General features: G+C 68.1%; 5 protein-coding genes and 1 pseudogene. All 6 read left to right on the top strand.

The genetic code is table 11. The features are described 5' to 3' along the window. Positions 1-413 (top strand): annotated as a pseudogene (locus tag J0L98_RS20940) (4-hydroxy-2-oxovalerate aldolase); the annotation flags it as partial. Positions 414-515: 102 nt separating this feature from the next. Beyond that, positions 516-1,547 (top strand): branched-chain amino acid ABC transporter permease, encoded by a 1,032-nt coding sequence (locus tag J0L98_RS20935; protein ID WP_296414113.1) that lies wholly within the window; start codon positions 516-518, stop codon positions 1,545-1,547. Next, positions 1,544-3,373 (top strand): branched-chain amino acid ABC transporter ATP-binding protein/permease, encoded by a 1,830-nt coding sequence (locus J0L98_RS20930; RefSeq protein ID WP_296414112.1) that lies wholly within the window; start codon positions 1,544-1,546, stop codon positions 3,371-3,373. Before J0L98_RS20935 ends, J0L98_RS20930 begins: the two co-directional genes overlap by 4 nt. Before the next feature lies 1 nt (position 3,374). Beyond that, complete coding sequence (locus J0L98_RS20925) at positions 3,375-4,130, top strand: ABC transporter ATP-binding protein (RefSeq protein WP_296414110.1); 756 nt, start codon at positions 3,375-3,377, stop codon at positions 4,128-4,130. Between the two features lie 20 nt (positions 4,131-4,150). Further along, positions 4,151-4,732, top strand: a complete 582-nt coding sequence (locus J0L98_RS20920; RefSeq protein WP_296414108.1) for a hemerythrin domain-containing protein — start codon at positions 4,151-4,153, stop codon at positions 4,730-4,732. A gap of 37 nt (positions 4,733-4,769) precedes the next feature. Beyond that, positions 4,770-5,481, top strand: a 712-nt coding sequence (locus tag J0L98_RS20915; RefSeq protein ID WP_296414106.1) for an alpha/beta fold hydrolase, incomplete at its 3' end; no start/stop codon positions are given.

Here is a 5,481-nt window from a genome sequence, read left to right as displayed (position 1 = left end):
GCGTGGCCAACAGCATCGCCGCCATCGAAGTGGGCGCCACGCGCATCGACGCCGCCGCTGCCGGCCTGGGCGCCGGGGCCGGCAACACCCCGATGGAAGTCTTCATCGCCGTGGCCGACCTGATGGGTATCCAGACCGGCGTGGATGTGGCGAAGATCACCGACGTGGCCGAAGACCTGGTGGTGCCCATCATGGACTTCCCGATCCGCATCGACCGGGACGCCCTGACCCTGGGCTACGCCGGGGTGTATGGTTCCTTCCTGCTCTTCGCCAAGCGCGCCAGCGTCAAGTACGGCGTACCGGCCCGGGACATCCTGGTGGAGCTGGGCCGCCGTGGCATGGTGGGCGGGCAGGAGGACATGATCGAGGACACGGCCATCTCCATGGCGCGGGAACGCGGTCTGGCTGTCTGACGCAGGGGCGGGGCCGCGCTCCGCCTTTTCTTTATTGCCGATCTTTCCGGCCGTTTGCGGCCCCGCCTGGCGGGTGCGGCAAGCGGCTGCAGGAGTCCGTTCATGGATGCCGAAATATTCGCATTGCTCGGGCAGGACGGGATCACCAACGGGGCCATCTACGCCCTCTTGGCCCTGGCCCTGGTCCTGGTCTTTGCCGTCACCCGGATCATCTTCATTCCCCAGGGCGAATTCCTCGCCTGGGGGGCACTCTCCATGGCGGCGCTGGAAGCCGGCCATTTCCCCGGCACCGTGTGGCTGCTGCTGGGGGCCGGGGCGCTGACCTTTGCCGCCGATCTGTTTGGCGGTGCGGCGGCGCGCCGTCAGCTGGGCAAGTCCGCCCTGTGGAACCTGCTGTATCCGGCGGTGCTGGCCGGCCTGCTGTGGGTGCTGCCCCTGCAGGCCCTGCCCCAGGTGGCCAAGGGCCTCTTGGTGCTGGCCATCGTGGTGCCCCTGGGCCCCATGATCTACCGGGTGGCCTTTCAGCCCGTGGCCGAAGCGCCGGTGCTGGTGCTGCTGATTGTGGCCGTGGCTCTGCACCTGCTGATGGTGGGCATCGGCCTGCTGATCTTCGGGCCGGAAGGTTCGCGCACCCTGCCGTTCAGCGAGACCCAGTTCGAGATCGGCTCACTGGTGGTGGGCGGACACACGCTGGTGGTGCTGGCCGCCTCGGTACTGCTGATCGTGGCCCTCTACCTGTACTTTGACCGCACCCTGGGCGGCAAGGCCCTGCGGGCCACCGCCATCAACCGCAACGGCGCGCGCCTGATGGGCATCTCCCCGGCCCTGGCCGGCCGCCAGACCTTCTTCTTCGCGGCCCTGATCGGTGCCCTGTCCGGCCTGCTGGTGGCACCCCTGACCACCATCTATTACGACAGCGGCTTCCTGATCGGCCTCAAGGGCTTCGTCGCGGCCATCATCGGCGGCCTCGCCAGCTACCCGCTGGCGGCGGGTGGCGCGGTGCTGGTGGGTCTGCTGGAGTCCTTCTCGTCCTTCTGGGCGAGCGCCTTCAAGGACGTGATCGTGTTCACCCTGATCATCCCCGTCCTGATGTGGCGTTCGCTCACTTCCCACCACGTGGAGGAAGAAGAATGAACACCCGTTCTGTTGCTGCGGCGCCGGGCATGAGCCTGCTCCGTTCCCGCCACGTGCTGGCGGTCTTCCTGGTGATGGTGGGGCTGGCGCCGCTGGTGCTGCCCGAGTTCTACGTCACCCTGCTCAACTACGTGGGGCTGTCGGCGCTGGTGGCCCTGGGCCTGGTGCTGCTCACCGGCGTGGGCGGGCTGACCAGCTTCGGGCAGGCGGCCTTTGTGGGCCTAGGCGCCTACACCACCGCCTGGCTCACCACCACGCCCGAGCTGCCGGCCTGGCTGGGCTTCACCGGGGCGTCGCCGTGGGCGGCGCTGCTGCTGGGCCTGCTGCTCACGGCGACGGTGGCCATCGTGCTTGGCTCGGTGACCCTCAAGCTGTCGGGCCATTACCTGCCCCTGGGCACCATGGCCTGGGGCATCAGCCTGTACTTCCTGTTCGGCAATATGGAGTTCCTGGGCGGCCACGCCGGCCTGTCCAACCTGCCGCCGATCAGCCTGTTCGGTCACGAGCTGGTGAGCAACCGCGACTACTACTACCTGGTGTGGCTGTTTGTGCTGGTGGCCTTGTTCACCACCCGCAACCTGCTCGACTCCCGCGAGGGGCGGGCCATCCGCGCCCTCAAGGGGGGCATCGTGATGGCCGAGTCCATGGGCGTGGATACGTCCCGGGCGCGCATGGTGATCTTCGTGCTGGCGGCCCTGCAGGCCTGCGCTGCGGGCTGGCTGTATGCCCACCTGCAACGCTTTGTTAACCCCACCCCCTTCGGTCTTCACATCGGCATCGAATACCTCTTCATGGCGGTGGTCGGTGGAGCAGGGCAGGTGTGGGGGGCGCTGGTGGGGGCCGGGGTCATCACCGTGCTCAAGCAGTGGCTGCAGGACATCCTGCCCAAGCTCTTCGGTTCGGCCGGCCATTACGAGGTGATCGTCTTCGGCCTGATGATGATCATCGTGCTGCACCGGGCGCGCGACGGCCTGTGGCCGCTGCTGGCCCGGCTGGTGCCGGTGCGGGCCGAGCCCAAGCAGATCGACCCGAAGGCCGAGCCCCTGCCGAAGAAGGCCCAGCCGCCCCACGGCGAGACCATCCTGGAAGCCCGCGAGGTGACCCGCAAGTTCGGCGGCCTGGTGGCCAACAACGCCATGAGCCTGTCGGTCAAGGCCGGCGAGATCCTGGCCCTGATCGGCCCCAACGGCGCCGGCAAGAGCACCATGTTCAACCAGCTCTCCGGCGTGGATACGCCCACCTCCGGCGAGGTGCTGTTCCGCGGCAAGTCGGTGGCCGGCCAAAGCTCCCGGGAGATCGCCGCCCTGGGCATGAGCCGTACCTTCCAGCACGTGCGCCTGCTGCCCAAGATGAGCGTGCTTGAGAACGTGGCCATCGGCGCCCACATGCGCGGCAGCCGGGGTGTGCTGCCCGCCGCCTGGCGCCTCGACCGGGCCGACGAGGCCCGCCTGCTGCGCGAGGCCGCCATCCAGGTGGAGCGCGTCGGTCTGGGCGAGTTCATGCACGTGGAAGCGGGCAGCCTGGCCCTGGGCCAGCAGCGCATCCTCGAGATCGCCCGCGCCCTGTGCTCCGACCCCTGCCTGCTGCTCCTCGACGAGCCCGCCGCCGGCCTGCGCCTGAAGGAGAAGCAGGCCCTGTCCGAACTGCTCCGGCGCCTCAAGTCCGAAGGCATGGCGGTGCTCATCGTCGAGCACGACATGGACTTCGTGATGAACCTGGTGGATCGGGTGGTCGTGATGGAGTTTGGCGAGAAGATCGCCGAGGGCCTGCCGGAGGAAGTCCAGCAGGACCCGGCCGTGCTCGAAGCCTACCTGGGAGGTGTGTGAGATGAGCGCACAGAAGAACGTACTCGAAGTGAAGGACCTCTCCGTGGCCTACGGCAAGGTCGAGGCGGTGAGCAAGATCAGCCTCGCCGTGGGCGAAGGGCAGATCGTCACCGTGATCGGCCCCAACGGCGCCGGCAAGACCACCACCCTGTCGGCCATCATGGGCCTGCTCCCGTCGGCCGGCCAGGTGGCCTTCGACGGCAGCATCGAACAGATCCCGGAGGTGGAGCGCATGGTGGTGCGCGGCATGAACCTGGTGCCCGAGAAGCGCGAGCTGTTCGGTTCCATGAGCATCGAGGACAACCTGCTGCTGGGCGCTTTCCAGCGCAACCGGGCCGGCCACAAGGACCACCTGCAGACCATGGAGGAGGTGTTCACCCTCTTCCCGCGCCTCAAGGAGCGCCGTGCCCAGGCGGCCGGCACCCTGTCGGGGGGCGAGCGGCAGATGCTGGCGGTGGGTCGCGCCCTGATGGCCAAGCCCAAGCTCCTGATGCTGGACGAACCCAGCCTGGGTCTGGCGCCGCTGATCGTGCGGGAGATCTTCCGCATCATCGCCGAGCTGCGCCGCCGCGGCGTGTCCATCCTGCTGGTGGAGCAGAACGCCCGCGCCGCCCTGCAGGTGGCCGACTACGCCTACGTGCTGGAGAACGGCGCCATCAAGATGCAGGGCGAGGCCACCAGCCTGCGCAACGACCCCCGCGTCATCGAGAGCTACCTGGGCCTGGCCAGCAAGCATCAGGAAATGCTGGCGAATTGAACTCAACCGGAGACACGCCCATGCGCGCACTGCAAGTCCTGGCGGACGAACATCAATCCCTGGCGGCCATCCTCCACGCCGTCCGCTTCATGCTCAAGGAGATCGGCGCCGGCCGCCTCAAGCCCGACATCAAGCTGCTGCGTGGCATGGTGGACTACCTGGAGGCCTACCCCGAGCAGCAGCACCACCCCAAGGAAGACCGCCTGCTGTTTGGCCGGCTCGCCGCCCGCACCGACGAGGGCCGGGAGCTGCTCGACAAGCTCTTCCGCCAGCACGCCGGCACCGCCGAGCGCATCGCCCTGCTGGAGAAGGCCCTGGACGCCTTCGCGCAGAACCCGGCCGACGTGGCCGGCCTGTCGGCGGCCTTCGACACCTACGCCGAGTTCTACCGCAACCACATGATCCTCGAAGAGCGCGAGATCCTGCCCCTGCTGCGCAAGCACTTCACCGCCGACGATTGGGCCGAGATCGATGCCGAGCTGGCCGCCACGGGCAATACCATGGGCGGGGCACCGGGTGAGGATTTCGCCGCCATCTTCTCGAAACTGGTGGCCTCGGCGCCCCCTCCCATCGGCTTCGGCGCCGGCCCCTACGAAGGCTGACCCGCCCGCACCCCCACCGGATTGAAAGGACACCCCCATGAGCACCCCCACCCTGACCGAAGCCGCCACCAGCCGCTTCATCCGCATCCAGGAAGGCGACCTGGATCTGCAACTGCACTACAACATCGCTGGCGAAGGCGCCGAGACCGTGGTCATGCTGCACGGCTCCGGCCCCGGCGCCAGTGGCTGGGCCAACTTCAACCGCAACATCGAACCGCTGGTGACCGCCGGCTACCAGGTCATCCTCATGGACTGCCCGGGCTGGAGCAAGAGCGACCCCATCGTATGCACCGGCTCCCGGTCTGATCTGAATGCCCGCGCCCTCAAGGGCCTGCTCGACGGCCTGGGCCTCGACAAGGTGCACATCATCGGCAACTCCATGGGCGGCCACAGTGCCGTGGCCTTTGCCCTCGCCAACCCGGCGCGGGTCGGCAAGCTGGTGCTGATGGGCGGCGGCACCGGCGGCCCCAGCCAGTTCGTGCCCATGCCCACCGAAGGTATCAAGCTGCTCCAGGGCCTCTACCGCGAGCCCACCATCGAGAACCTCAAGAAGATGATGGCCGTCTTCGTGTTCGACAGCAGCAGCCTTACCGAAGAACTCTTCCAGGCCCGCCTGGACAACATGCTGGCCCGCCGCGACCACCTGGACAACTTCGTCAAGAGCCTGGCCGCCAACCCCAAGCAGTTCCCCGACTTCGGGCCGCGCCTGGGTGAAGTCACCGCGCCGGCCCTCGTCCTCTGGGGCCGCG

Source organism: Zoogloea sp. (assembly GCF_017302315.1).
In the GTDB taxonomy this organism is placed as follows: Bacteria; Pseudomonadota; Gammaproteobacteria; order Burkholderiales; family Rhodocyclaceae; genus Zoogloea.
The sequence above is the reverse complement of the archived record's forward strand: the minus strand, read 5'-3'. Positions and strand labels throughout refer to the sequence as shown.